This is a genomic window from Pseudomonas mendocina, assembly GCA_037482215.1.
GTDB classification, from domain to species: Bacteria; Pseudomonadota; Gammaproteobacteria; order Pseudomonadales; family Pseudomonadaceae; genus Aquipseudomonas; species Aquipseudomonas mendocina_E.
In genome coordinates this window covers 3,591,802-3,615,267 of the sequence record CP148074.1, presented here as the reverse complement: position 1 = coordinate 3,615,267, position 23,466 = coordinate 3,591,802, and the positions used below count along the sequence as shown (strand labels likewise).

The following is a 23,466-nucleotide window of genomic DNA, read 5'->3' as shown; positions in this document are numbered from 1 at the left end:
TGCTGTTGCTGCAGGCTGTTAGAGTGGCGCGAATGCAAGCATGGAGGTGGCGATGAAAATTCTGGTGACCGGTGCAAGTGGTTTTATCGGCGGACGCTTTGCCCGCTTTGCCTTGGAAAATGGCCTGGAGGTGCGGGTCAATGGCCGTAGGGCTGAAGGTGTTGAGCATTTGCGCAGTCGCGGTGCTGAATTTATCCAAGGCGATTTGAGCGATCCGGAACTGGTTCAGCAGTTGTGCGAAGGGGTTGATGTCGTTGTTCATTGCGCGGGTGCGGTGGGTGTGTGGGGTTCTTATGAGTATTTTCATCAGGCCAACGTCAAAGTGACTGAGAATGTCATAGATGCCTGCCTGAAACAGAACGTCCCACGCCTGGTACATCTGTCTTCGCCATCGGTCTATTTTGATGGCCACGCTCACGTAGGTTTGCGTGAGGAACAGATACCTAAGCACTTTTTAGATCATTACGGCAAAACCAAGTATCAGGCCGAACAACTGGTGTTTTCTGCTCAGGAGTTTGGTCTGCAAGTGATTGCGCTACGTCCGCGTTTTGTTACTGGGGCCGGAGATGCCAGCATTTTCCCAAGGCTTATCGAGATGCACCGTAAGGGACGCTTGTCGATTATCGGGAATGGGCTGAATAAGGTGGATTTCACCAGCGTCCATAACCTCAATCAGGCGCTTATGACGTGTTTGCATGTCAATGGGGAGGCTTTAGGCAAGGTCTACAACCTCAGTAATGGGGCACCGGTACCCCTCTGGGATGTGGTCAATTATGTATTACGCCGTCTTGAGCTACCTCCAGTCACCCGGCATATGCCTTTTAAATTGGCCTATACAGCAGCGGCATTGAACGAAGGTATTTGCAAATTATTACCGGGTAAGCCGGAGCCATCATTGTTTCGTCTTGGAGTGACGGTGATGGGTAAGGATTTCTCGTTGGACATCAGCCGTGCGCGGGAATACCTCGATTACGATCCGCAAGTCACAATCTGGACGGCCTTGGATGAATTCTGCAACTGGTGGCAAGCGCAGCAGCCACGTTGATTCGTATTGGCGGTGGGAACTGATAGGTCCGCCTCAGGTCGATGGCCATTAGTGTGCAGCAAACACTACGAAAGCCTGTGTAGCGATCACTGATCGCGCAGGTACTAACCGTTATACTGCATGCCTTGCCATTAGCCGCCTCTCCCATGAAGGTTGACCCATGCGTAACGATCAGCGCGATGAATTCGATAATGTGCCCAGTTTGCGGGCCGATGTGCGTGACCGGGATTTTGTTGAGCAGCCTTATGAGACCACTCCACATGCGCCCTCGTATGCAGCGGCTGCCACTGATGTGAGGTCCGCCAGCACGGGGCCACTGTGGGCGTTGATTGGGGCATTGCTGATTGGATTGGGTGGTTTGGGCTGGTGGAGCTTCCAGCAGATCCGTCTGATGGAGCAGCAATTGGTTGCCACTCAAGAGAGCTTTGCCCGCATCAGTGAAGAGGCTGCGGGGCGTATTCAGGATATTTCAGGCAAGGTGGTGGCCACTGAAACCTCGGTCAATACCGGCAGCGAGGCCCTGAAGTTGCAGGTTCGGCAGCTGGAGAGTAAAGCTGCTGAATTAAGCCGACTGCTACAGGGCACAGCAACTGCGCAGCGTGATGCCGCAACACGTGTTGAGCAGCTGACCGCTGACCTTAAGGCGCGCCAGACGGAAAACGAGAAGTTGGCAGCGCAGCTCAGTAAGTTTGAAACCGAGCAAGCACAGCTCAAAACTGAGCAGGCCAATCTCAAATCGGCTGTAGCCGGGCAGGCTAAAGCGGATGAGAAGATCGCTGCACTGCGCAGTGACGTAGACGCATTGAAGAAACAGGGTAACCCGAATCAGGCGGTTGCCCGTCTTGAACAAGATCTGCTGGTGCTCAGAAGTGAACTGGATAATCGCGCCACCAGCCCTGCCGGTAATACGGCCAGCACGGCAGAGTTTGATGCCTTCCGGGCGCAGATGACACGTAACATCAACGCACTCCAGGCTCAGGTTCAGAACCTGCAAAAGCAGATTGATGAACGTTAACTCAGGGATGCGGTAAGGGATTCGGGGTTAGCGAGTCAGTCACGGCTGGGCCTGACTCGCTAGCGTACTGCACTTACAGGCTGGGGTAGTCGGTGTAGCCCACCGGACCGTCAGCGAAGAACGCCTCTGGTTTCGGCGCATTAAGTTCAGCGTCAATGGCCAGGCGAGCTGGTAGGTCTGGGTTGGCGATAAAGAGTACGCCGAAGGCAACAGCATCGGCCTTCTTGCTGGCCAGTAGCTCGCTGGCAGTGGCTTTGTTGAAACCTTCGTTGGCAATGTAAACACCGCCAAAAGCCTCTTTCATTTGCACGCCTAAGCTGTCGTCGCCAGCGCGCTCACGGGTACAGATAAAGGCGATATTACGTTTACCCAACTCACGGGCTACGTAGGTGAATGTTTCTGCGGGGTTGTTGTCACCCATGTCGTGCATATCTGGGCGGGTTGCCAGGTGCACGCCGACTTTGCCCGCGCCCCAGATGTCGATCAAAACATCGGTGATTTCCAACAGCAGGCGAGCACGGTTCTCAATGCTGCCACCGTAGTTATCTTTACGGTGGTTGGTACTGCTTTGCAGGAACTGGTCGATCAGATAACCGTTGGCTGCATGCAATTCGACACCATCAAACCCGGCAGCCAGGGCGTTTTCTGCACCGAGGCGGAAGGCCTCAATCACTTCTGGGATTTCACCGGTTTCAAGGGCGCGGGGCGTGACGAAATCAGTCAGTGGGCGCAGCAGGCTGACATGTCCGGAAGGCCTCAGTGCGCTAGGTGCAACCGGTAGTTCGCCGTCCAGATAGCTTGGATGAGAGATGCGTCCAACATGCCAGAGTTGCAGAACAATCTTTCCGCCAGAGGCATGCACGGCGTCGGTGACTTTTTTCCAGCCGCGAACTTGCTCGTCGCTCCAGATACCAGGGGTATTAGGGTATCCCACACCCATTGGGGTCACGGAGGTGGCTTCAGTAATGATCAGACCAGCTGTTGCACGCTGGCTGTAGTATTCCTGCATCAGGGCACCGGGGACGCGGCCTTCGTCGGCGCGGCAGCGGGTGAGAGGTGCCATAATGATGCGGTTTTTCAGTTCCAGATCGCCCACTTTGATTGGGTCGAACAGATTGGTCATGCTGTGTTCCTCAGTGAGTCATCAGGTCTAACGGTAAAAAGACACTCTTCTGCGCAACATCGGTGTACCGCGTAGTTTAGCGGCCGTTGCGAACGGGGCTTAACCTACCGTGGTGCTGGGGAATAAGCAGATTGTTCGAACCGATAGTCTCCATTTGTAGAAGTGATAAGTAAGCTCTAGACATGAATTATCTGGCCCACCTCCACCTTGGCGGTAATGCACCGGCTCAATTGCTGGGCAGTTTGTATGGGGATTTTGTAAAAGGGCCGCTGCAGGGCCAGTGGTCCGCTGAAATCGAAGCGGCCATTCGCCTGCATCGCCGTATTGACGTTTTCACCGACAGCCATCCTTTGCAGGAGCAAGCGCGTGCACGCTTTGCGACGCATCGCCGGCGCTATGCTGGAATCTTGCTGGATGTGTTTTTTGATCATTGCTTAGCGCAGAACTGGCGGGAGTACTCCCACGAGCCATTACCAGTGTTTACCGGCAGGGTGTATCAGGTATTGCGTGAGGAGCCAAACCTGCCGGAGCGGCTGGCTTTGATTGCGCCACGCATGGCTGAGCAGGACTGGTTGGGCAGTTATAAAGATTTCGCGGTATTGGAGCAGGTCATTCGGGGTATTGACCGACGCTTATCCAAACCAGGGTTGCTGTTGGGCGGGATTGAGGAGTTGGAGCGGCTGTATGAGCCGCTTATGGATGACTTCCGGGCGTTCTATCCACAGTTGCTGTTGTATGTCCGCAGCGAGCTTGAAAGCCGTCGGTAGCGTCCTGATCAGGCAACGGCTTGCTCGGCGTCGGCTTGTTCTTCATCACTACCATACAGTGCGCTGTGAATGGCACGCTGAGCGCTGCGGGCCAGGGCGTTGCGGTTGCTGCCTTGGCTGATGATCGGTTCAAGCAGCTGAATTTCCACCTCGCCAGGGTCGCTGCTGAGTAAGCGCAACAGGTGCGAAAGCATGTCGTCGTCACCAATGAATGGAGCAACGGGGCAGGTTTCTCCATTACGGAGATAGCGGATTGCTACGGGTTGTACTTTTACGCCGGTTTCGATGGCGCTGCTCATCAAACGACCATGGAAGGTACGTAGGCTTAGGCCATCATTGGTGGTCCCTTCAGGGAAAATCAGCAAGCTGCGCCCGCCGAGCAAGTGGCGCCCCAGCTGATCGTTGAGCAGTTTGCTGTCACCCGCCCCGCGGCGGATGAACAGGGTGCCAGCCTTGTGCGCCAGCCAGCCCGCTACCGGCCAGGTACGAACTTCAGCTTTGGACAGAAACGACAGCGGCGTTAGCATGCCCAGCAGTGGAATATCGGTCCATGACACGTGATTGCTTACCCATAGCATGGGCTCTTGCGGCAGCTCGCCTTTAACCTTAAAGCGGAAGGGAAGGGCCGAAGTGAGGTGTGCCATAAACCAGCGAGTCAGGCGCTGGCGGGTGCTCATCAGATCATGGCGTACAAAGCGCTCAAGCATCGAGATAGTTGCCGCCAGCAGCGTGCCGAAACAGATCACTACCAGCAGGCGGGTCAGACGCCAATACAAACGCAACTTTTTCATCAGGCTCCTGCCACTGAGTAAACGTGCAGCTCTGTCTACCTGCTGCAGGCCAGATGTGCAAGCAGAGTCAGACCGCCGCTTTGAAATGTCTTGCATAACGTGGGCACAGCTCGTCACGTTTGAGCAGAATGAACACGTCAGCCACTTGAAAGTCCTGATCCCAGCACGGCTCGCCGCAGATCTTAGCGCCTAGACGCATATAAGCTTTGAGCAAAGGCGGCATTTCCGCAATCACATTGCCTGGCACTTCCAGTGTGGGGATCGGGTGCTTTGGCTCGGCTCGCAGGTGCTCTGTGCACAGGTAACGGTCACGCAGGCGCTGCATGATCGCTTGGGCCTGTACGCCGCCGTCTTGCATGGGAATGCTGGCGCAGCCCATCAAGTAACGGTAACCGCCTTGATTGAGCACTTCAGCCAGCTCGCCCCACAGCACGGCGATGGTAGCGCCATTGCGGTAGGCGGCATCGACACAGGTGCGCCCGATTTCCAGCACCGGGCCTTCCAACTGGAGCAGGCCGTGCAGGCTGAACTCCTCTTCGCTGTAGAAACGACCCAAGTCCGCCGCAGCCTGGTGATCCAGCAAGCGGGTGGTGGCGACTAACTGGCCACTGTTAAGGTCACGCACCCCGATGTGTTGGCAATGAATGTCGTAGTCGTCCATGTCCAACCCTAGCTCGGCGCCTTTTAGCTTGGCATCGAACTCGGCGCTGAAAACGCGGAAACGCAGTGCCTGAGCTTCACGCAGAGCGTTGGCACCCAGTAGGCGCTCGGCTTGTAGGCGACGGGGTTGTGTCGCGCAATGTGCTATCTGATTCATGCCGTCATCTCCGTTGTCCGACTTATCCCTTGCAGCCGGTTGAACTTGTTGGGCAATCTCAGGCTATGTTTCAGCAGTGTCATCACTGTGACGGAATTGTGATGTTTGAATGACCGTCGTCCTCCCGCCATAACGACAAAAAGGAGACGCTATGCCCTGGCAATACTTACTGACTGATCAGGAACGACTGCCCATCGTCAGCCTGGAGGAGTGGTTCACCAGCCTGCTGGCACGGTTGCCCAATCTGACTCCGATGGCGATAGCGATTTATGGAGGACGCTTCTCGGCGACACCGGGATTGGCCTTTCTCGCAGGCTACCAGGCTGCTCTGCGGGCCTTGTGGCCAGCTGCTCCGAGAACGCTGGGGGCACTGTGCGTAAGTGAGGGACGCAGCACACGTGCTGCCGATATGCAGACTCGCATCAATGGCCTGAGCCTGAGCGGGCGCAAAGATTTTGTGACCGCCGCTGAAGCTGCTGACTGGTTGCTGGTAGCAGCTCGGGAAGACGCTGAAGGCGAGGCGGTGCGGTTGATGCTCGGTGTCGTACGTAACGGTGATCCGGGTGTCAAAATCGAGCCTCTGCCAGCATTGCCGTTGATGCCTGATATCGGTCACGCCCGCCTGCACCTGAACGATGCTCACTGCGAACGTTTGCCGGGGGACGGTTGGAGTGACTACGTAAAGCCGTTCCGGACGCTGGAGGATGTACATGTTCTGGCGGCCCTGTGTGCCTGGTTATTTGGCGTGGGGAAGGAGTCTTATTGGCCCCAGACGTTGCTGTTAAGGCTTGTTGGCTTATTAGCCGGTTGTGCAGAGACAGCCAGGCTGTGCCCCAGTGATGCGCATGGCCACGTGTTGCTGGCGGGCTTGTTTGCCCAATTCGACAGTCTGCGCACTGAGTTGGATGAAGCCTTTGCTGCAACGACCGACGAGCATTGGCAGTGTCTTTGGCAGCGTGATAAAGGGCTGTTGTCCATTGCCATGTCAGCTCGCACTAAGCGCTTGGAAACGGCGCTGAAAACCCTTGCACTGCATCTGTAGCTGGGGCAGTTTGATCCAGATCAGTTCGATTTAATCCGGCTATCGGTATTCTTCCGTGCTTTCCACAGGAGTCTGTAATGCGACGCGAGCCCATCATTCTGTTCGACAATGGCGTTCACCAATGCATGATGTTTGATGATCTGGTCAGTGGCGAGGGCGTGCAGTCCAACCAGTTCCTGATTACAGACCATGATGAGCACCTGCTGCTCGATCCGGGTGGTGACCTCACATACACGCCGTTGTCACTGGAGCTGTCCAAGCACATTCCGGTGCAGGATCTGACCTATATTTTTGCCTCGCACCAGGACCCTGACATCATCGCCTCGTTGGACAAATGGCTGCTGCACACCCGCGCGCGGGTGATTTGCTCCAAGCTATGGTCGCGCTTTTTGCCACACCTGACGGCTAATTACCTGGCCCTGAGTCGTGGTCTGAACACCTATGACCGGATTATCTCTCTGCCGGATCGTGGTCAATCGTTCACCTTAGGTAAATGCTCGCTTAAGGCCGTACCTGCTCACTTCTTGCACTCAGTTGGTAACTTCCAGCTGTACGACCCGGTCAGCAAAATCCTCTTCTCCGGGGATATGGGCGCCTCTATGGTGGATGACGCAACGCCGGTCTCTGACTTCGTCAACCACGTGCCGAATATGTTGGCCTTCCACCGCCGTTACATGGCCAGCAACAAAGTTTGCCGGTTGTGGGCTGCGATGGTCCGGCAAATGGATGTCGCCATGATCGTGCCGCAGCACGGTCGGCCTTTTGTCGGCCCGGAGATGATCAGCGCCTTCCTGTACTGGATCGAGAACCTGGAGTGCGGCCTCGACCTGTTAGGCCCAGAAGACTACCAATTGCCTAAATAACACTGCGCCCGATGCTGTGCGGCGAGGGCGGCCAGACGTTGGATCGCAACAGCCGCCATGCTAGGGTTCCGCCTCTACTTCCGACAGAGGCGGCTGTATGGCACTTCTCCGATTTCCCGTACGACAATTTTGGCTGGCCTGCGGCTTGTTTGCGGTCTGTGCTTCTGCTCAGGCTGAAAACTGGCCGGATAAGGACTGGGTGAGTGCCCCTGCTCCGGCCAGCGCAGCGCTGGATGCGCTGGAGCAATACGCCTTTCCGCTAAGGGATGAAAAGGAGCGAAAGGGTGTGCGTACTGATGCGCTCGTGGTCATCCGTGACGGTGTCTTGGTGTATGAGCGCTACGCTGAGCCGACCAATGCCCAGACTGCGCATTTGACTTGGTCTATGTCCAAGAGCTTGTGGGCAACTGTTATGGGGGTTGCGTATGGGCAGGGATTGTTCCGCCTGGATGCACCGGTAGCCCAATACTATCCCGCCTTTGCCGAACATCCGCAGATCAAAATGGGCCACCTGTTTAACTGGGCTTCGGGGCTGGATTGGCAGGAAGATTACGAATACGCGCCCCTTAAATCCTCCGTGGTGGCCATGCTCTACACCCGCGGGCGCAGTGATATGGCGGCCTTTACCGCTGCTCACAAAGCCGGTGCAGAGGCCGGCACACGTTTCCGCTATTCCAGTGGTGACAGCAATGTGTTGGCCGCAACGATGAAACAAATCGTGGGTGAGCAAGCCTATGCCGATTATCCATGGAAGGCGCTTTTCGAACCGTTGGGGATAACCAGTGCTACGTGGGAGCGAGACCCTTCCGGCACCTACATTGCTTCATCCTATGCGTATTTGACTGCGCGCGATCTGGCCCGCGTCGGTTTGCTGATGCAGCGTGATGGCCGTTGGCGTGATCAACAACTGTTGCCTAAAGCGTGGGTTGAATTTAACCGCACGCCTTTCGCCAACTTCGTGCCGCAGGCGGATAAGCCTAACGGCGCCGTGGCGGCGGGCCACTGGTGGGTGAACAAGGCCGTTTCCAGCTACCCGAAACCGTGGCCGGATGTACCGGATGATGTGTTTTTAGCCTCAGGCCACTGGGGGCAGGGCCTGTATGTCTTCCCCAGTCAAAATCTGGTGGTGGTGCGTTATGCCGACGACCGCGACGGCAGTTTTGACCGCAACCATTTCCTCAAGCTGGTATTGGCCGCTATGGCCACCGGGGAGCAGCCATGATCCGTCGTCACCCATTCTTAACCGTATTGGTATTTGTGCTTTTGGCAGTTGCTGCCTTGGCTTGGCAAAACCGTGTCCACTTGCAGGCGTTCCCGGGCATCATCGGCGCCTATACCGCCAAGGAATATTGTTCTTGCCGCTATGTGGCCAACTATCCTGCTGCCTACTGTGAAACCTATGTGTCGCAGTACATCCCTATCTCGGGGTTTCATGATGATGCGCAACTCAAGCGCGTCACAGCCAGCGGATTCGGCAGTACACAGAGTGCTCAATGGTTGAGTGCCCGCGAAGGCTGCCAGTTGCTGCCACAACCCTGAGGGTTTGGCAGGTAGGACCAGCGAGTGTGGATCGGGAAGGATCGCGATGGTGGTTGAATCATTCTGTAAGGTGAACAGCTGTGGCCCATGATGTTTTCCCCTGGCGCGCGGATAACAAACTGGAGCTGCTGGTAGATGGTCCACAGTTTTTTCCACGAATGTTGGAGCGCATTCATGCTGCCCAAGGTTTGATTGACCTTGAGCTGTACTTAGTGGAAAGCGGCGCGTGCACCACGACGCTGCTCGATGCCTTGTGCGCAGCGGCTGAGCGGGGTGTGCGGGTTCGTTGTTTGTTCGACGCCTTTGGCTGTAAAGGACTGAATGCCGCTGACCGTCTGCGTTTAGATGAAGCGGCTGTCGATGTCCGCTGGTACAACCCTCTGCGCTGGAAAGATGGGCGTCTGAATTTTCATCGGGATCACCGCAAGTTACTGCTGGTTGATCGGCAATACGCCTATGTGGGCGGCACCGGTTCTACCGATGAATTTTGGCACCCGTCAGCGCCTATCAGCGACTGGCATGAAGTCATGGTTGAGGTCACGGGGGCGCTGGTGCTGGACTGGCAGTTGCTGTTTGACCGCCAGTGGCATGAGTACCAGCTGATCCAAAGCCTGCAGGCGCTGCGTCCGAAGATGCCGATGCGGCTGAAGAATATGCCAGCTTTACCCCGTGGCCGGACCGGTTTAGGCCGTGTGGCGTATGCCGATGGCAGTCAACACCGTGACATCCTGCTGGCATTATTGCTGGCGCTGAAATTTGCCCGAACCCGAGTCTGGTTGGCCACCCCGTATTTTCTGCCGACCTTGCGAGTTCGTCGTGGATTACGAAAGGCGGCGGCGCGGGGCGTGGACGTTTGCCTGCTACTGACCGGGCAGCATACCGATCACCCACCGGTGCGTTTTGCCGGGCAGCGCTATTACGGCAGCTTGCTTAAGGCTGGGGTGCGCATTTTTGAGTACCAGCCACGATTTCTGCATCTGAAAATGGTGCTGGTGGATGACTGGGTGAGTGTTGGCTCCTGCAACTTCGATCACTGGAATCTGCGTTTTAATCTGGATGCCAATATCGAGGCGCTGGATGCAGACTTCACTGCCAGTGTGGCGGAGAGTTTTAAGCGAGACTTTGCTGATAGCAAAGAAATCACCCGAGCTGTCTGGAAAACTCGGCCTCGGTGGCTGCGCCTGCGACAGTGGATTTGGGGAGCGCTAGATCAGTGGTTGATTAAACTGCTGGATCGACGCAAATAGCCACTCCAGTTTCTTTCCGCTCAAAAAAAGCGCGGCCGAAGCCGCGCAAACGGGAAAACAAGGGGAGTTAGAAGAAACCCAGTGGGTTGATGTCGTAGCTGATCAGCAGGTTTTTGGTTTGCTGATAGTGGTCGAGCATCATCTTGTGGGTTTCGCGGCCTACGCCAGATTTCTTGTAGCCACCGAACGCGGCGTGCGCCGGGTACAGGTGGTAGCAGTTGGTCCATACACGACCGGCCTTGATACCACGACCCATGCGGTACGCGCGGTTGATGTCGCGGGTCCACACACCGGCGCCCAGACCGAACTCAGTGTCGTTAGCGATTGCCAGGGCTTCAGCTTCGTCCTTAAAGGTGGCAACGCTGACCACCGGGCCGAAGATTTCTTCCTGGAAGATACGCATTTTGTTGTGGCCTTTGAGCAGGGTCGGCTGGATGTAGTAACCCGTTGCCAGGCTGCCTTCCAGTTTCTCTGCGCCGCCACCGGTGAGCAGCTCGGCACCTTCCTGCTGAGCGATCTCGAAGTAGGACATGATCTTGTCGAACTGCTGCTGGCTCGCCTGTGCGCCGACCATGGTGTCGGTGTCCAGCGGGTTGCCGCGCTTGATCTGTTTGATCTTCTTCATCACTTCGTTCATGAACGGTTCGAAGATCGATTCTTGAACCAGTGCACGGGACGGGCAGGTGCAGATTTCACCTTGGTTGAAGAAGGCCAGAACCAGACCCTCAGCTGCTTTCTCGATGAAGGCAGGCTCAGCTTTCATGATGTCTTCGAAGAAGATGTTCGGCGACTTGCCGCCCAGCTCTACAGTCGACGGAATGATGTTCTCAGCAGCGCACTTCATGATGTGCGAGCCAACCGGCGTGGAACCGGTGAAGGCGATTTTGGCGATACGCTTGCTGGTGGCCAGCGCTTCACCGGCTTCGCGGCCAAAGCCTTGCACCACGTTCAGTACGCCTTTTGGCAGCAGGTCACCGATCAGCTCCATCAGTACGGTGATGCCCAGCGGAGTTTGTTCAGCAGGCTTGAGCACGATGGCGTTACCGGCAGCCAGGGCCGGCGCCAGTTTCCATGCGCCCATCAGCAGCGGGAAGTTCCACGGAATGATCTGGCCAACAACGCCCAGAGGCTCGTGGAAGTGGTAGGCCGCAGTGGTGTCGTTGATTTCGGCAGTGGAGCCTTCTTGAGCGCGCAGGCAGCCAGCGAAATAACGGAAGTGGTCAGCCGCCAGCGGGATGTCGGCGTTAAGGGTTTCGCGAACCGGCTTACCGTTGTCCCAGGTTTCAGTAACAGCTAGCAGCTCCAGGTTCTGCTCAATGCGGTCAGCGATTTTCAGCAGGATGTGGGAACGCTCCTGAACCGAAGTACGGCCCCAGGCGTCTGCCGCGGCGTGAGCAGCATCCAGCGCCCGCTCGATATCGTCACGGTCGGAACGCGGGAATTCACCGATGACCGAACCATCAACCGGGCTGGTGTTGGTGAAATAAACACCGTTTACCGGAGCGACGAATTCGCCATTGATGTAGTTGCCATAGCGCGGTTTGAGTGTGAGTAGTGCGCCTTGAGTACCTGGTTTTGCATAAATCATAGGACTGACCTCTTATAGGTTTTTGTACGGTCTTGTGGTGATAGCGAATGGTCACGCAACCATCCGCTATCTGCCCCAGAATCAGGATGCTTGTGGGGTTTCACCACGCGCCAGTCGCGCATTGATGTCGTCAATAACTGCCGGCAGCTCAGCAATGGTATCGATCATGTAATGCGGGCGGGAACCTTCCAGCATATTGGCAATGCGGCTGCGTTCTTGCGCCAGCTTCTCTGGGGAGAGCTTTGTACTCGTCATAAGTCAGGCCCAGGGCGTTACCAGAGCAGGTCAGGGCGACGGTCCACATACCGGCGCTGCGACCTTCCAGAATGCCTGGCCAGGTGTCGTCGACCTTCACGCACGCTGCAACATCACTGATGCCCAGAGCGATGACGTTGGCCAGCGATTGCGCCGGGTGAGGGCGGCCGTTGGGCACTTCATCAGTGGCAACGACGTAATCCGGGTTGTAGCCGTTGGTTTTCGCCAGTTCCACAACTTTGGCCATGACCACTGCCGGATAACCCGAGCAGGTGCCAATTTTCAGGCCCTTTTCGCGCAGGGTCGCAATGGCGTCCAAGGCACCTGGAATCAGCGCGGAGTGCTCGGCAATCTTTTCGATCTGCAGTGGCATGAAGCGCTCGTAGATCGCAGTTACATCATCATCAGTCGGCGTGCGACCGAACTTGGCGCGATAGCGTTCAGCGATAGCCGGGATGTCACACAGGGTGCGGATGTGATCCCACTTGCCCATGCCCATTGGGCCGCGTGCTTCAGCGAGGCTAACTTCAACGCCAAACTCACCGAAGGCTTCTACGAAGATCTGGGTAGGTGCGAAGGATCCGAAGTCGACTACGGTGCCAGCCCAATCAAGGATTGCGGCTTGCAGACGGGTTGGGTACTGATAATTCATGTGAATAACTCCAATTAAAGGTCAGTGAAATAGAGGGTTATGCCTTGATTGATGCCGTTTTAGGGCTGTCAGGGCGGCGGTTCCAGTAAGGGATCATGATCACGGTGGCGAACAGTGCGGTTGCCGTGAAGACGACGAATACGGTTTCAGTGTCGAAGTAGCCAGGCAGCAGGCCGCCTAAGATGGCGCCTACCGAGCCGCAACCATTTACGAAGCCGGTGGCGGTGCCCGCAGTGCCTTTGCCAAAGTCGATGGCGGCTGCTCCGCTGATCATTGCGTCAGGGCCGTAGAGGGTCAGGCCCATCATGAACAGCAGACCCACAACCAAGTACACACTGCCGCTTTGCATGGTGGGCACGAATAGTGCCAGGCAGGCAGTCAGTACAAGCAGGCTGATGACGCAAGCAGGGAAGCGGCGGGCGCCAAACAACTTGTCTGACATCAGGCCGATCAGCACAGGGCCTACCAAACCCGCGATTTCAAACGAGGTCGGGACGATGGCTGCCGCAACTTTGCCGATATCAGGCATGCGCTCATAGACCATGACCGGGCCCCAGAACAGAATGGCGTAGCGAGCAGGCTTGAGCAGGAAGTAAGCCAGCCCCAGTACCAGTACCGTCCTGTTTTTAAGAATGGTCTTGAGACTTTGAACGAAGCCAGGGGACGGCTGACCTGCTGACGTGTGCTCATCAGTCACCTCTTCGACAGGAGGCAGGCCTACGTCTGCCGGGGTGTTGCGCTGGAAGAGGAAAAACAACACCGCAACAATGAGGACGACGACAGCGCTGGAAATGAAGGCAGCACGCCAGTCGCCATACACCTGATACGCCCACCAGCCAGCGAATGGAGAGGCTACCAGCCCACCAAATGCGTAGCAGCTGCTCCAGAAACCCAGAACCCTGCCGCGCTCTTTCGTCGCAAAGAAACTGCCAATGTTTTTACACAAGCCGGACCAGCCGGTTGATTGCGCAAGCCCCTGAACAATCATGCAAGTTACGAAGATTGGCAGAGTGGCAAAGGTGCCCATAAGCAGTGCAGCAACGGCAGAAATGATCAAACCGCCAAGAACAACGACGCGTGCGCCAAAGCGGTCCGCGACAATGCCCCAGGTAAATTGCCCGATGGCGTAAGCCCCAAGATAAAGAGCGTCGAGGTTGGCCATCATCTCTTTATCGAGAGGGAAGTTGGGGTCATCACCGATCCCAAGCTTCGCAACCGAGAAAGCTTTACGCGTGAAATAGAACGCTGCATAAGCTATCCACGTGATAGCGAAAATCTGCCAGCGCCAACGGTGTATCGAATTAAATCCTTGGGTAAGAACTGCTGATCCCAGGTTCTGATTCATGGACTGGATCTCTCTGGTGAAGTGGCCGACTGGCATTGACCAGTCGTTGTTGTTTTTGTGAAAGCACTTCTGAAACGTATCCGTACCGGATCCTACGCCGTCAGGGGTTAACCAGACGGCGTGATCAATGCTGCACGCAGGGGCAGCATGTCCTTTTATGACGCTTTAGTTATTTCTGCCGGGCTGCAATCATCCACGCCCATGACATGCAGGGACTGTTTAATAGCATTAAGCAGTTGATTCACGATCGCTTCGTCAATCTGGCCAATGCAGCCGATACGGAAGCTTTCGGCGATGGTCAATTTGCCCGGGTAAATAATGAAGTTGCGGGCTTTGAGCTCGTCATAGAAACGCTTGAACTGGAAGTTCGGATGTGCTGGGCAGAAGAACGTGGTGATGATTGGGGACAGCCATGCATCCTCCAGCAGGGTCTCGAAGCCCATGGCACGCATGCCTGCGACCAGTGTGTCGCGGTTGTTGCTGTAGCGAGCGTGGCGACCGGCAACACCGCCTTCAGCAGCGTGCTGCTCAAGGGCTTTATGGAACGCCACTACGCTGTGTGTCGGCGGAGTGAAGCGCCATTGGCCTGTGCGTTCCATATAGCGCCATTGCTCAAGCAGGTCGAGGCTCAGGGAGTGGGCGCGGCCTTGTGCTTGCTCCAGCAAGCTGCGGCGGATGATCACAAAGCCAAAGCCTGGGATACCTTCGATGCATTTGTTGGCGGAGGACACCAAGACGTCGAAAGGCACTTCATCAACGGTCACCGGTACGGCGCCAAAAGAGCTCATCGCATCGACGATCAGGCCTTTGCCACGGGATTTAACGACATCGGCGATGGCTTTAAGTGGGTTCAGGATGCCTGAGCTGGTTTCGCAATGGACCAAGAATACGTCGGTGATATCAGGGTTCTTGTCCAGGATTTCAGCGACTTCATCGGGCTGTGGCGGCAGGTAGTCGCCTTTGTCTAAAAAGATGTACTGGCGATTGAGGTAGTCCAGGGTTTGAGCTGCACGCTTACCGTAAGCACCATTCATGAGCAGCAGGGCCTTACCATCACGTGCGATAGCAGTTGCCAGTGCGGCCTCTACAGAGAAGGTGCCACTGCCCTGAAGCGGGACGCAGGTGTAGCTGTCATCGTTTACGCCGGCCATTTGGACCAGCTGCTGGCGAATTTCTGCCGTTGCTTTGTTGAAGTCAGCATCCCACGAGCCCCAGTCACGCAGCATGGCTTGTTTGGTTTCAAGCGACGTTGTCAGTGGGCCTGGAGTCAGCAGGAAGGGTTCGCCCATTGCCGGTGCAGGCAGCGGTTTGGAGGTGGAGGGGAATTCGGCCTTGCTCATGATCATCTCCTGTACATTCGGTTGGGCGACGGGTGTCGCGTTGCAGGTATATGAGCAAAAAAAGTTTGATAATTTAAATCGATTTATCGTATTTCTGAATTAAGTTCAGCTTATAAGTCGAGATGCCAATGTCGATATCCTCTTCGCAATTACGCGCTTTCCACGCTGTTGCCATTCATGGCAGTTTCACCCGTGCTGCAGAGCGCCTGTTTTTGAGTCAGCCTGCGGTCTCCGATCAGGTTCGCAAGCTGGAAGAGAAGTACGGTGTGTTGCTGTTTCATCGCAACAAGCGTTCGGTTCAGCTGACAGAGTTAGGGGAGCAGCTGCTGGGTATTACTAAGCGTCTGTACGCCGTTGAGGTTGAGGCTAAGGAGCTGTTGGCCAGCGCTAAAGCGCTGCAGTCTGGGCGGTTGACGTTGGCGGTGGATTCTTCGCTGCACTTGTTGCCGTACATTGCGCGCTTCAACGAGCTGTATCCGGGCATCCGCTTCACTTTGGTCACCGGCAATACGGATGAGGCCCTGGCTCGGTTATTTGAGTACAAGGCTGATTTTGCTGTCTTAGGGCGCCCCGTGGATGATGATCGGCTGCTCAGCCATGTGTTGAGCCGATCTCCGTTGGTGGCCTTTGTGTCGCCCTCTCATCCGTGGTCGAAGCGCACGTCTATTCATTTGAGCGATCTGGCAGATGCGGCACTTGTGCTGCGAGAGCAGGGCTCGATGACGAGGCAGCTGATTGAGGATGACATGCAGGAGGCGGATCTTGGCTTAAGCCCAATCATTGAGGTTGAGGGCCGAGAAGGGGTGTTTGAACTCGTGGCTGCCGGCTTGGGCGTGGGTATCGTCTCGGCGGCTGAAATTGGCCCCGACCATCAGGTACACGTATTGCCTATTCTGGACGCTAAGCGGCACATGACTGAAACGCTGGTGTGCCTTCGTGAGCAGAGCGAGCGAAGAATTGTAGCGACATTCATGGATATGGTCTGCGCGAGTGCATCTACAGATGCTCAGTAAGTGTTGCGATCGCCCACATTACGCTGGTTTGGGCACAGGTTGCGGCTGAAGAAATTGCCCGTACCCATGAAATCCAGCCGTTCGAACAGGTGGCCGCCAGTGGTGAGACGGAGCGCATGCAGCCAGCTTCTGGCGCAAGATGAGCAAGGCATTGGACAAAATCGGTATCTGATACGAAACGGGCCAGCATAAGGCTGGCCCGTAACAGTGGTAACAGCAACGTTACCGTGCGTAGTGACTCATCACAGAAGCTCTACAGCCACTGCAGTGGCTTCACCACCCCCGATGCACAGCGAGGCGATACCGCGCTTGCCGCCGGTGTTTTTCAGCGCGTTGATCAGGGTCAGGATAATCCGTGAGCCGGTGGAACCGACCGGATGGCCCTGAGCGCAGGCGCCGCCATAGATATTTACTTTGGCGTGATCCAAGCCATGTTCACGCATGGCCAGCATGGTCACCATGGCAAAGGCTTCGTTGATTTCAAACAGGTCAACGTCGTCTTTGTTCCAGCCGGTCTTTTTCAGCAGAGTGCTGATTGAGCCGATCGGGGCGATGGTGAATTCGCTTGGGTCTTGGCTTTGGGTCGCGTGGGCGACGATTTTAGCCAGGGGCTTAAGGCCACGTTTGGCGGCCTCTTCAGCGGTCATCAGCAGCAGCGCTGAGGCACCGTCGGAGATGGAGCTGGCATTGGCGGCGGTGATGGTGCCGTCTTTGCTGAAAGCCGGTTTCAGGCTTGGAATCTTGTCCAGGTTCGCGGTCAGGGGCTGCTCATCATCTTTCACTACCACGTCGCCCTTACGGGTGCTGACCGTGATTGGGATGATTTCGGCGTCCAGAGAACCGTTGGCAATGGCGGCCTGAGCACGCTTGAGCGACTCAATAGCGTAGGCGTCCATCTGCTCACGGGTAACACCGTATTTGTCGGCTGTTTCCTGAGCAAAAGAGCCCATCAGGCGGCCAGTACGGGCATCTTCCAGACCGTCGAGGAACATGTGGTCTTTGATATCACCGTGGCCCATGCGCAGGCCGCTACGGGCTTTGGTCACGACGTATGGCGCGTTAGACATGCTTTCCATACCGCCGGCAATCATCACCTGATTGGTGCCTGCTTTGAGCATGTCGTGGGCCATCATTACCGCCTTCATGCCGGAGCCACACAGTTTGTTGATGGTGGTGCATCCAGTGGCGGCTGGCAGCCCAGCGTTCAGCGAGGCTTGACGTGCCGGGCCTTGTTTAAGACCCGCGGGCAGTACACACCCCATGATGACTTCCTGAACATCCGCCGGGGTAATACCCGCACGTTCGACGGCTGCGCGGATGGCGGCGGCTCCCAGATCCACCGCTGGAACACCGCCAAGGCTGCCTTGGAAGCCGCCCATTGGGGTGCGTGCGCCGCTGACGATTACGATATCGGACATCGTTTACTCCTTCTTGTTATGTCATTCACCGAAGGGTGAGTTGTGTCAATTCTACTGCGGGATGGGAAGTGGCCAAAGGGAAAACGTCAAAATCATCCTTTGGGCTGATTGTGCGCAACAGCTAGGTCACTAGATTGGACGTCATCCGATAACACCAATAATAGGAATCGCCATGCTTCAGACCCGCCTGATAGCCCCGGCTGACCACGCCCACCAAGCTCCTTTGTTGATCAAACGCCTGCTTCTGTCAGGTGTGCGTTACGAAAGAACCCGTGAAATCGTCTACCGCGATCTGGTTCGATATGACTACGTCACGCTCAATGAGCGCATCGCTCGACTGGCCAATGTGCTGACTCAGGCAGGTGTGAAAGCCGGTGACACCGTGGCCGTGATGGATTGGGACAGCCATCGTTATTTGGAGTGTATGTTTGCGATCCCCATGATTGGCGCGGTCTTGCACACCATCAACATTCGGCTGTCTGCTGATCAGATTCTCTACACCATGAATCACGCCGAAGATAAGGTGGTGCTGGTCAACAGTGAGTTTGTGCCGCTGTACAAAAGCATTGAGCCGCAACTCAAAACGGTGGAAAAAACCATTCTGTTGACAGATGCGGCAGATAAGACAGCCGATCTGCTGAATTTGGAGGGCGAGTACGAACATCTACTGGCTGCCGCTAGCGCGCAGTATGACTTTGAGGATTTCGACGAGAACTCCATAGCCACCACCTTTTACACAACCGGTACAACCGGCAACCCGAAGGGGGTGTATTTCAGCCATCGACAGTTGGTCCTGCATACCCTGGCCGAAGCCAGTGTGCTGGGCAGCTTGGACAGCATCCGTCTGATGGGCACCGATGATGTGTATATGCCCATTACACCAATGTTCCACGTACATGCTTGGGGAATTCCCTACGTTGCGACCATGCTCGGTCTAAAACAGGTCTATCCCGGTCGTTACGAACCAGAGTTGCTGCTTCAGCTGTGGCGTGATGAGCATGTGACCTTTTCCCACTGTGTACCGACCATTTTGCAAATGGTGCTCAACGCTAAGGGCGCTCAGGCGCAGGATTTTTCTGGCTGGAAGGTGATTATCGGAGGCAGTGCCCTCAACAGAACGTTGTATGAAAGGGCGCTCAGCCAGGGCATTCAACTGACCGCTGCTTATGGCATGTCGGAAACCTGTCCGTTGATTTCTTGTGCCCATATAAACGAGGAGCTGTTGGGCAGCAGTGATGACGAGCGCATCAGTTACCGTATTAAAGCTGGTGTACCAGTGCCTTTGGTGGAAGCAGCGATTATGTCGTCAGACGGGACTTTGCTACCCCAAGATGGAATAACTCAGGGGGAACTGGTCTTGCGTGCGCCCTGGCTGACCCAGGGATACTTCCGCGAGCCGCAGAAGGGCGCAGAACTGTGGCAGCACGGCTGGTTGCACACAGGAGATGTTGCAACGATTGATGATTTCAGTTTTATCGACATCCGGGATCGAATTAAGGATGTGATTAAAACAGGCGGCGAGTGGGTTTCTTCACTTGAGTTGGAGGACTTGATTAGCCGGCACCCTGCCGTGCGTGAAGTCGCTGTTGTTGGTGTTCCTGATCCTCAGTGGGGGGAGCGCCCATTTGCTCTGCTGGTCGTTCATGAAGGGCAGACCTTAACCGCTAAAAGTCTAAAAGAGCACCTGAAGCCTTTTGTTGATCAGGGCTGTATTAATAAGTGGGCGATACCCTCTCAAATTGCACTTGTTACCGAAGTTCCCAAGACCAGTGTCGGTAAGCTGGATAAGAAACGCATCCGTCTGGATATTGTTCAGTGGCAGGCTACAGGAAGTCCTTTTTTATCCACGGTTTAAGCAATATTCATTCGAATGAGCTAGAACTATGTATGGAGTATAAATAAATCAATTGGTATGAAATTTAACCTTTAAAAACAGTGGGTTAAATTCGTTCTTATGTAAGCGCTGAAAGGCGTTTTAAAGGTGGGGGACTGTAGTGGCTGATAGTGCCTTAAATGACTAATTGGTCACAATTTGGGTTGGCGTGTTAATTGCTCCCTGAGCAATATCCAGCGCTACCTGAAGTTAGGAACAGTCGAAACTGGCAGGTCAAAGTGATTGGTTTTTGAAAATCACACTTTAGAGGGATCGTGTGGTACACAACGCTGGCTATAGTTCGCATCATCCATAACAAAAAATCACATGGAGTCGCGTCGATGACAAAAACAAAACAGACCTGGCGCCTGGCGAAATTGCCGCTGGCAGTCAGCTTGGCTTCTACACTCGCTGCACCAGCGTTCGGTGTGACGTTTAACATTGGTGAAATCGAAGGTCAGTTCGACTCCTCCTTATCAGTAGGGGCCAGCTGGTCTACCGCCAAGGCCAACAAGGATCTAATCGGCGTAAACAATGGTGGCCGAGGCTTATCGCAAACTTCTGACGATGGTCACCTGAACTTTAAGCGTGGCAAAACCTTCTCGAAAATCTTCAAGGGTATCCATGACCTTGAGCTCAAATATGGCGATACCGGTGTATTTGTTCGTGGCAAATACTGGTACGACTTTGAGCTGAAAGATGAGAATCGCGAGTTCAAGGACATCAGCGACCACAACCGCAAGGAAGGTGCTCAGTCTTCTGGGGCAGAGATTCTCGACGCCTTTGTCTATCACAATTACAACATTGGCGATCAACCAGGCTCTGTGCGTCTGGGTAAGCAAGTCGTGAGCTGGGGGGAAAGTACTTTTATTCAGAATGGCATTAACGCCATCAACCCAGTTGATGTTTCTGCATTCCGCCGCCCGGGTGCTGAAATCAAAGAAGGCCTGATTCCGGTCAACATGTTCTATGTGTCCCAGAGCCTGACAGAGAATTTGTCGGCTGAGGCTTTTTACCAGTTGGAATGGGACCAAACCATCGTTGATAACTGCAGCACGTTCTTCTCCCAAGGGGATATCGTTGCGGATGGCTGCACCACTAACTTGAATGTGCTCTCGATGCCTGATGCTAGCACGCTCGGTCTACTTAACAGCTATCTGGATCTTCTTGGCGGGAATCCCATTGCCGGCACCTCTGAGGGGGCAATTGTTAATCGCTACGGTGATAAAGACGCGCGCGATAGTGGTCAATGGGGCCTTGCTTTCCGCTATATGTACGAGCCGTTGGACACTGAGTTCGGTGCGTACTTCATGAACTATCACAGCCGCTTGCCGATTTTCAGCGGCGTGAATGCAAGCCCGCAGGCAATCAATGCGGTTAACACCATCGCGTCTGCTTTGGGTGGCACTCGAGGCGCACAAGCGGGTGCTTTGGCGATGGCAGCTAACGGCGGTTATTTCTTGGAGTACCCAGAAGATATCCGTCTATATGGATTAAGTTTCTCCACCACATTGCCTACCGGTACAGCCTGGAGTGGTGAAATCAGTTACCGGCCAAACGCTCCTGTTCAATTGACCACTACAGACGTTCTTTACGCAGGTTTGAAGTCATTGGATATGGGCGGCTTTAAGCCTTACGCCAACGTTTCGCCTCTGGGGCCAGACTCGGAAGGCATGCTGCACGGTTACCGCCGTAAAGAAATCACACAGGTTCAAACCACCTTTACTCACTTCTTCGACCAAGTCATGGGCGCGTCTCGGTTGACCTTGGTAGGTGAAATTGGCTGGACCCATGTGGGCGGTCTGGAAAGCTCCAGTGACCTGCGCTATGGCCGCGACCCAATCTTCGGCACTGCCGGTGATATGTGCGGACCGGTTAACGCTGCAACTGCGGGTGGTAAGAGCAGCGCCAATATGCTGGCTAAGGCCTGTGACCGCGATGGCTTCACCACTGCTAACTCCTGGGGCTATCGCGCCCGTGCGATCTGGGAATATCCGGATGTGTTTGCTGGTGTGAACCTCAAGCCGAGTGTGGCATGGTCCCACGACGTTGAAGGCTACTCGCCTGGCCCAGGCGGTAACTTTGAAGAGGGACGTAAGGCTGTCAGCCTGGGGCTGGATGCCGAGTACCAAAACACTTATACCGCCAGCCTGAGCTACACCAACTTCTTTGATGGTAAGTACTCGACCGTTGATGATCGCGATTTTGTTGCGCTCAGCTTTGGCGTGAACTTCTAAGTCGTCAGAATTTTCAGAGGAAGAATATGCAGATGAAAAGAACAATAAACCTGCTGCAAACCGGCGCCTTGGCTCTTTCGCTGATGGCAAGCAGCGTAATGGCTGCTGTTTCGCCGGATGAAGCGGCCAAGCTTGGAACCAGCCTGACGCCGCTGGGTGCGGAAAAGGCCGGTAATGCAGATGGCACTATTCCAGAGTGGACGGGTGGCTTGCCTCGTAATGCAGGGGCAGTTGACGCTGCCGGTTTCTTGGCAGATCCGTTCCCGAATGAGCAGCCGCTGTTCACCATCACCGCGCAGAACGCTGATCAATACAAGGACAAGCTGACTCCGGGTCAGTTGGCCATGTTTAAGCGTTACCCAGAAACGTACCGCATGCCGGTGTTTAAGACTCACCGTACTGCAACTGTGCCGGACTTCATCATCGAGGCGACCAAGAAGAACGCGGTCAACACCAAGCTGATTGCCGGTGGTAATGGTCTGGAGAACTTTGATCAGGCCAACCCGTTCCCGATTCCAAAGGACGGTTTAGAGGCGATTTGGAACCACATCACGCGTTATCGCGGCGGCAGTGTGAAGCGTCTGGTAACCCAGGCTACCCCACAACCAAACGGCTCTTATAGCCTGGTTTATTTCCAGGACGAGTTCACCTTCCGTGGTGCGCTGAAAGACGTTGATGCCAGCAAACCCAGTAACGTGCTGTTCTACTTCAAGCAGCGTGTAACTGCGCCTTCGCGTCTGGCCGGTAACGTGCTGCTGGTACACGAAACACTGGATCAGGTTAAGGAGCCACGTCTGGCATGGCTGTACAACGCCGGTCAGCGTCGTGTACGTCGTGCACCGCAGGTGTCCTATGACGGTCCAGGTACTGCGGCAGATGGCCTGCGTACTTCCGACAACTTCGACATGTTTAACGGTGCACCAGATCGTTACGATTGGCAGCTCAATGGCAAGAAGGAAATCTATATTCCTTACAACAGCTACCGCCTCGATTCGCCGAAGTTGAAATACAGCGAGATCGTCAAGGCAGGTCATATCAACCAGGACCTGACTCGTTACGAGTTGCACCGCGTATGGCATGTTACTGCCACCCTGAAAGCGGGTGAGCGCCACATCTATGCCAAGCGTGACTTCTTCATCGACGAAGATACCTGGCAAGCCGCCCAGATCGATCATTACGACGGTCGTGGCACCTTGTGGCGTGTGGCTGAGGCTCACTCTCAGTACTACTACGACAAGCAAGTGCCTTGGTACAGCGTAGAAACGCTTTATGACCTGCTCTCCGGCCGTTACTTGGCTTTGGGTATGAAAAACGAGGAGAAGAGCTCCTACGTTTATGACTACCCGGCTAAGGAAAGCGACTACACCCCGGCAGCGCTGCGTCAGGCGGGTGTTCGTTAAGCAGTCTGTAGCATCAACAAGAACCGGCCCTCAGGGGCCGGTTTTTTTTTGTTGATTTTGCAGTTATTTATAATTCTATAGTGGCCTAATGCCATT

General features: G+C 55.2%; 19 protein-coding genes and 1 pseudogene. 12 read left to right on the top strand and 8 right to left on the bottom strand.

Annotated features, from left to right (window positions below):
- The first annotated feature begins 52 nt into the window (after positions 1–52).
- Together WG219_16850 and WG219_16845 are read left to right on the top strand one after the other, a co-directional pair.
- Positions 53–1,045 carry an NAD(P)-dependent oxidoreductase gene (locus WG219_16850; protein WXL24962.1) on the top strand — a complete coding sequence of 331 codons (993 nt, stop codon included), beginning with the start codon at positions 53–55 and terminating at the stop codon, positions 1,043–1,045.
- 160 nt (positions 1,046–1,205) lie between these two features.
- Entirely contained in the window at positions 1,206–2,060 is an 855-nt protein-coding gene (locus WG219_16845) for an ATPase (GenBank protein WXL24961.1), read from the top strand.
- A gap of 73 nt (positions 2,061–2,133) precedes the next feature.
- Here the strand turns inward: WG219_16845 and WG219_16840 are convergent, their stop codons facing one another.
- Positions 2,134–3,183, bottom strand: coding sequence for an alkene reductase (locus WG219_16840; protein WXL24960.1), 1,050 nt, complete (start codon positions 3,181–3,183; stop codon positions 2,134–2,136).
- A 182-nt stretch (positions 3,184–3,365) separates the two neighbouring features.
- Here WG219_16840 and WG219_16835 point away from each other — a divergent pair, with 182 nt between their 5' ends.
- Positions 3,366–3,950, top strand: a complete 585-nt coding sequence (locus WG219_16835) for an ACP phosphodiesterase (GenBank protein ID WXL24959.1) — start codon at positions 3,366–3,368, stop codon at positions 3,948–3,950.
- An 8-nt stretch (positions 3,951–3,958) separates the two neighbouring features.
- Here WG219_16835 and WG219_16830 read toward each other — a convergent pair whose 3' ends face one another.
- Together WG219_16830 and olsB are read right to left on the bottom strand one after the other, a co-directional pair.
- Positions 3,959–4,741 (bottom strand): lysophospholipid acyltransferase family protein, encoded by a 783-nt coding sequence (locus WG219_16830; protein WXL24958.1) that lies wholly within the window; start codon positions 4,739–4,741, stop codon positions 3,959–3,961.
- Between the two features lie 67 nt (positions 4,742–4,808).
- Positions 4,809–5,558 carry an L-ornithine N(alpha)-acyltransferase gene (gene olsB / locus WG219_16825; GenBank protein ID WXL24957.1) on the bottom strand — a complete coding sequence of 250 codons (750 nt, stop codon included), beginning with the start codon at positions 5,556–5,558 and terminating at the stop codon, positions 4,809–4,811.
- Positions 5,559–5,709: 151 nt separating this feature from the next.
- Between olsB and WG219_16820 the strand changes: the two genes are divergently transcribed.
- The 5 genes from WG219_16820 (at position 5,710) to WG219_16800 (ending at position 10,249) form a co-directional block, all read left to right on the top strand.
- On the top strand, positions 5,710–6,600 hold the full coding sequence (locus tag WG219_16820; protein ID WXL24956.1) for an acyl-CoA dehydrogenase family protein: 891 nt from the start codon (positions 5,710–5,712) through the stop codon (positions 6,598–6,600).
- Between the two features lie 77 nt (positions 6,601–6,677).
- Positions 6,678–7,463, top strand: coding sequence for an MBL fold metallo-hydrolase (locus tag WG219_16815; protein ID WXL24955.1), 786 nt, complete (start codon positions 6,678–6,680; stop codon positions 7,461–7,463).
- A 97-nt stretch (positions 7,464–7,560) separates the two neighbouring features.
- The gene (locus WG219_16810) at positions 7,561–8,685 is read left to right on the top strand and encodes a serine hydrolase (protein WXL24954.1); all 1,125 of its coding nucleotides are present in this window, start codon (positions 7,561–7,563) and stop codon (positions 8,683–8,685) included.
- Complete coding sequence (locus WG219_16805; GenBank protein WXL24953.1) at positions 8,682–9,002, top strand: amidase; 321 nt, start codon at positions 8,682–8,684, stop codon at positions 9,000–9,002. Before WG219_16810 ends, WG219_16805 begins: the two co-directional genes overlap by 4 nt.
- 80 nt (positions 9,003–9,082) lie before the next feature.
- Positions 9,083–10,249 (top strand): phosphatidylserine/phosphatidylglycerophosphate/cardiolipin synthase family protein, encoded by a 1,167-nt coding sequence (locus WG219_16800; protein WXL24952.1) that lies wholly within the window; start codon positions 9,083–9,085, stop codon positions 10,247–10,249.
- 67 nt (positions 10,250–10,316) lie between these two features.
- Here WG219_16800 and WG219_16795 read toward each other — a convergent pair whose 3' ends face one another.
- From WG219_16795 to WG219_16780, 4 genes and pseudogenes are all read right to left on the bottom strand, one after another.
- Positions 10,317–11,837: an aldehyde dehydrogenase family protein gene (locus WG219_16795; GenBank protein WXL24951.1), complete on the bottom strand. Its 1,521-nt coding sequence runs from the start codon at positions 11,835–11,837 to the stop codon at positions 10,317–10,319.
- Positions 11,838–11,918: 81 nt separating this feature from the next.
- Positions 11,919–12,744: pseudogene (gene phnX / locus WG219_16790) on the bottom strand (phosphonoacetaldehyde hydrolase).
- A gap of 37 nt (positions 12,745–12,781) precedes the next feature.
- Positions 12,782–14,089: an MFS transporter gene (locus tag WG219_16785; protein ID WXL24950.1), complete on the bottom strand. Its 1,308-nt coding sequence runs from the start codon at positions 14,087–14,089 to the stop codon at positions 12,782–12,784.
- A 155-nt stretch (positions 14,090–14,244) separates the two neighbouring features.
- Positions 14,245–15,429, bottom strand: coding sequence for a 2-aminoethylphosphonate--pyruvate transaminase (locus WG219_16780; GenBank protein ID WXL24949.1), 1,185 nt, complete (start codon positions 15,427–15,429; stop codon positions 14,245–14,247).
- A 128-nt stretch (positions 15,430–15,557) separates the two neighbouring features.
- On the opposite strand from WG219_16780, the gene WG219_16775 reads away from it, so the two are divergent.
- Positions 15,558–16,442: a LysR substrate-binding domain-containing protein gene (locus WG219_16775; protein ID WXL24948.1), complete on the top strand. Its 885-nt coding sequence runs from the start codon at positions 15,558–15,560 to the stop codon at positions 16,440–16,442.
- Positions 16,443–16,684: 242 nt separating this feature from the next.
- Here WG219_16775 and WG219_16770 read toward each other — a convergent pair whose 3' ends face one another.
- Positions 16,685–17,860: an acetyl-CoA C-acyltransferase gene (locus WG219_16770; protein ID WXL24947.1), complete on the bottom strand. Its 1,176-nt coding sequence runs from the start codon at positions 17,858–17,860 to the stop codon at positions 16,685–16,687.
- A 172-nt stretch (positions 17,861–18,032) separates the two neighbouring features.
- Here WG219_16770 and WG219_16765 point away from each other — a divergent pair, with 172 nt between their 5' ends.
- From WG219_16765 to WG219_16755, 3 genes are all read left to right on the top strand, one after another.
- On the top strand, positions 18,033–19,715 hold the full coding sequence (locus WG219_16765) for a fatty acid--CoA ligase (protein WXL24946.1): 1,683 nt from the start codon (positions 18,033–18,035) through the stop codon (positions 19,713–19,715).
- Positions 19,716–20,074: 359 nt separating this feature from the next.
- Positions 20,075–21,970 (top strand): DUF1302 domain-containing protein, encoded by a 1,896-nt coding sequence (locus tag WG219_16760; protein ID WXL24945.1) that lies wholly within the window; start codon positions 20,075–20,077, stop codon positions 21,968–21,970.
- Positions 21,971–22,002: 32 nt separating this feature from the next.
- Complete coding sequence (locus tag WG219_16755; GenBank protein ID WXL24944.1) at positions 22,003–23,370, top strand: DUF1329 domain-containing protein; 1,368 nt, start codon at positions 22,003–22,005, stop codon at positions 23,368–23,370.
- The last annotated feature ends 96 nt before the right edge of the window (positions 23,371–23,466 follow it).

Coding starts and splice junctions, on each gene's coding strand:
- WG219_16815 (WXL24955.1), top strand. CDS start 6,678: ATGCGACGCGAGCCCATCATTCTGTTCGACAATGGCGTTCACCAATGC.
- WG219_16775 (WXL24948.1), top strand. CDS start 15,558: ATGTCGATATCCTCTTCGCAATTACGCGCTTTCCACGCTGTTGCCATT.
- WG219_16785 (WXL24950.1), bottom strand. CDS start 14,089: ATGAATCAGAACCTGGGATCAGCAGTTCTTACCCAAGGATTTAATTCG.
- WG219_16770 (WXL24947.1), bottom strand. CDS start 17,860: ATGTCCGATATCGTAATCGTCAGCGGCGCACGCACCCCAATGGGCGGC.
- WG219_16760 (WXL24945.1), top strand. CDS start 20,075: ATGACAAAAACAAAACAGACCTGGCGCCTGGCGAAATTGCCGCTGGCA.
- WG219_16820 (WXL24956.1), top strand. CDS start 5,710: ATGCCCTGGCAATACTTACTGACTGATCAGGAACGACTGCCCATCGTC.
- WG219_16840 (WXL24960.1), bottom strand. CDS start 3,183: ATGACCAATCTGTTCGACCCAATCAAAGTGGGCGATCTGGAACTGAAA.
- olsB (WXL24957.1), bottom strand. CDS start 5,558: ATGAATCAGATAGCACATTGCGCGACACAACCCCGTCGCCTACAAGCC.
- WG219_16845 (WXL24961.1), top strand. CDS start 1,206: ATGCGTAACGATCAGCGCGATGAATTCGATAATGTGCCCAGTTTGCGG.
- WG219_16780 (WXL24949.1), bottom strand. CDS start 15,429: ATGAGCAAGGCCGAATTCCCCTCCACCTCCAAACCGCTGCCTGCACCG.
- WG219_16765 (WXL24946.1), top strand. CDS start 18,033: ATGCTTCAGACCCGCCTGATAGCCCCGGCTGACCACGCCCACCAAGCT.
- WG219_16835 (WXL24959.1), top strand. CDS start 3,366: ATGAATTATCTGGCCCACCTCCACCTTGGCGGTAATGCACCGGCTCAA.
- WG219_16755 (WXL24944.1), top strand. CDS start 22,003: ATGAAAAGAACAATAAACCTGCTGCAAACCGGCGCCTTGGCTCTTTCG.
- WG219_16810 (WXL24954.1), top strand. CDS start 7,561: ATGGCACTTCTCCGATTTCCCGTACGACAATTTTGGCTGGCCTGCGGC.
- WG219_16830 (WXL24958.1), bottom strand. CDS start 4,741: ATGAAAAAGTTGCGTTTGTATTGGCGTCTGACCCGCCTGCTGGTAGTG.
- WG219_16805 (WXL24953.1), top strand. CDS start 8,682: ATGATCCGTCGTCACCCATTCTTAACCGTATTGGTATTTGTGCTTTTG.
- WG219_16850 (WXL24962.1), top strand. CDS start 53: ATGAAAATTCTGGTGACCGGTGCAAGTGGTTTTATCGGCGGACGCTTT.
- WG219_16795 (WXL24951.1), bottom strand. CDS start 11,837: ATGATTTATGCAAAACCAGGTACTCAAGGCGCACTACTCACACTCAAA.